We start from the raw sequence: 879 nt of genomic DNA, 5'->3' as shown, positions 1-879 counted from the left end.
GAGGAACTTCACACCAACATCACTGTGGGTGATGTGTGTTTTCTCCGTGTTTACGCTTAGCTTTAGCTTTTCTTCTAAGATGTGTGTGGCTTGCGCTTTGGCATTTTCTGCCGCTGCACGACTGCTACACAGGATAAGGATGTCATCAGCATAGCGCACTATGCGGTGCCCACGTTGTTTCATTTCCTCATCGAACGCATCCAGATAGATGTTCGCTATGAGCGGGCTTATTACCCCGCCTTGCGGACTGCCTGTTTCTGTCTGCTGCCAATGGCCATCTACCATCACCCCACTTTGTAAGAACTGAGCAATGAGACTCAGCACGCTACCATCACGAACCCGTCTTTTAATACTCTTAATGATAAGCGTATGGTCCAGCTTATCGAAGCACTTCGACAGGTCCATGTCCACCACGTGTCGCCGTCCGTATCGACGGATGAACATCGTGGCTTTATTGATGGCATCGTGACAGCTCCGCTTCGGTCTATAACCAAAGCTTGATGGATGGAACTGCTCTTCGAAGATGGGGGTAAGGAGGTCATTCAAGCATTGTTGAACCACTCTATCCCTGACTGTTGGGATACCCAATAGACGCTCACCGCCCCCGTCTTTCGGGATAATGACCCGCCTTACCGGTTGCGGTTGGTAGCGTTTGGTTTTGAGTTCAAGAAGAAGCTGCGATAGTTCATTATCCAGATTTGAGGCAAACGCGCTCAGGCTCTGCCCATCTATTCCGGCCGCACCTTTCGCTTTGAATACCTTTTTAAACCCTTTGAACAGCCTCGCTTTATTAAGCAGGTGACCGTACAAACTATAATAAACCCGCATACTTCCTCTCGAAGATAGTGTGCTGTGTGGGGGCCGATACTTTCTCTTCGC

The 879-nt window shown here is 49.4% G+C and carries 1 protein-coding gene; it reads right to left on the bottom strand.

The genetic code is table 11. The features are described from left to right. Positions 1-828 (bottom strand): group II intron reverse transcriptase/maturase (ltrA, locus tag ACFI6J_RS21505; protein WP_462586397.1); only part of this gene is annotated, 828 nt, incomplete at its 3' end. Positions 829-879: the final 51 nt, after the last annotated feature.

This window comes from Alteromonas sp. G4i13, assembly GCF_054960505.1.
This window is presented reverse-complemented; position numbering and strand designations above follow the sequence as displayed.